This window comes from Streptomyces synnematoformans (genome assembly GCF_039531005.1).
Lineage (GTDB): Bacteria > Actinomycetota > Actinomycetes > Streptomycetales > Streptomycetaceae > Streptomyces > Streptomyces synnematoformans.
Window position 1 is genome coordinate 1 of the sequence record NZ_BAAAPF010000615.1, and the last position, 1,743, is coordinate 1,743.

General features: G+C 75.4%; 1 protein-coding gene and 1 pseudogene. Both read right to left on the reverse strand.

What is annotated here, in order from left to right:
* Positions 1-450, reverse strand: a pseudogene (locus tag ABD317_RS36550) (tetratricopeptide repeat protein); the annotation flags it as partial.
* Positions 451-528: 78 nt separating this feature from the next.
* Positions 529-1,743 (reverse strand): 5-amino-6-(D-ribitylamino)uracil--L-tyrosine 4-hydroxyphenyl transferase CofH (gene cofH / locus ABD317_RS36555; protein ID WP_344296306.1); only part of this gene is annotated, 1,215 nt, incomplete at its 5' end.

Below are 1,743 nucleotides of genomic sequence, written 5' to 3' on the forward strand. Positions count from 1 at the left end.
GCCGGGGCCGAGCGCGACCGCCGCGGCGCCGGGGACGCCGGGGGCGCCGGGGGCGCCGGTGGCGCCGGCGAAGGCGGCGGCGACGGAGTCCGCCTCGTGGCGCCGCTGGCGGTAGCGCTGCAGCAGCCGGTCGAAGCCCTTCAGCGGGTGGCCCTGCCGGGCGAGCTGGCCGCTGATCGCCTCCATCGCCTCGGGCACGCTGCCCGCCGCCTCGTCCACCTGCGCCGTCAGCGCCCCCTGCTCCCCCGCGAGCTGCAGCAGCCGCCGCAGCAGCGACGTCTTGCCGACGCCGGCGACGCCGTGGATGTGGAAGAGGAAGCGGTGCGCCGGGTCCTCCGGGGGGGCAGCGGAAGTTGTCCCGGTACGCCGCGATCTCCCGCTGCCGGCCGACGAAGCCGGAGCGGCGGCGGTCACGATCAAGTCCTGCATGGACGGGCGCACTTCGGGCACGGCGCCACCTCCCCCGGGGCGGGCTTAGAGCCTCGGGGACGGGGCGGAGGGCCGGGTCCGTACGCGCAGGCCCGCGTGCTACCGGCCCAGCACCGGCAGCAGCTCCGGCAGCCGTCCGTCCGCCGCCTCCGCCGCCCGCCGCCGCTCCGCCGGCACCGGCCCGTACGTCGTCGTCCGCGGCCGGGCCGGACGGCCCGCGGCGGCGGCGATGGCGACGAGGTCCTTCACCGAGCGGTACGACCCGTACGACGAGCCCGCCATCCGCGAGATGGTCTCCTCCATCAGCGTGCCGCCCAGGTCGTTGGCGCCGGAGCGGAGCATCTGCGCCGCGCCGTCCGCGCCGAGCTTGACCCAGCTGGTCTGGATGTTGGTGATGTGCGGGTGGAGCAGCAGCCGGGCCATGGCGGTGACGGCCCGGTTGTCGCGCATCGTCGGCCCCGGCCGGGCGATGCCGGCCAGGTAGACCGGCGCGTTGGTGTGGATGAACGGCAGCGTGACGAACTCCGTGAAGCCGCCCGTGCGCTGCTGCAGCTCGGCCAGCAGCCGCAGGTGGCCCAGCCAGTGGCGCGGCTGGTCCACGTGCCCGTACATCATCGTGGCGGACGACCTGAGCCCCAGCCCGTGCGCCGCGGTGACGACCTCGACCCAGTCGGCCGCGGGCAGCTTGCCCTTGGTGAGGATCCAGCGCACCTCGTCGTCCAGGATCTCGGCGGCCGTGCCCGGGATGGAGCCGAGGCCGGCCTCCTTGGCGGCGGCCAGCCAGTCCCGTACGGACATGCCGGTGCGGGCGGCGCCGTTCATGACCTCCATGGGCGAGAACGCGTGCACGTGGATGCCGGGCACCCGCTCCTTCACGGCGCGGGCGATGTCGAAGTACGCCGTGCCGGGCAGGTCGGGGTGGATGCCGCCCTGCATGCACACCTCGACGGCGCCCACGTCCCACGCCTGCGCGGCGCGGTCGGCGACCTGGTCGAGGGAGAGGGTGTAGGCGTCGGCGTCGGTGCGGCGCTGGGCGAAGGCGCAGAAGCGGCAGCCGGTGTAGCAGACGTTGGTGAAGTTGATGTTCCGGGTGACGATGTACGTGACGTCGTCGCCGACGGTGTCGCGGCGGAGGTCGTCGGCGATGCCGCAGAGGGCGTCGAGGGCGGGTCCGTCGGCGTGGAGGAGGGCGAGGGCCTGGGCGTCGGTGAGCCGGGTCGGGTCGTCGGCGGCGCGGGCGAGGGCGGCGCGCAGGTCGGGGTCGAGGAACTCCGCGCGTTCAGCGACTCGGCCGCGCGCGACCTGGCCGAGATG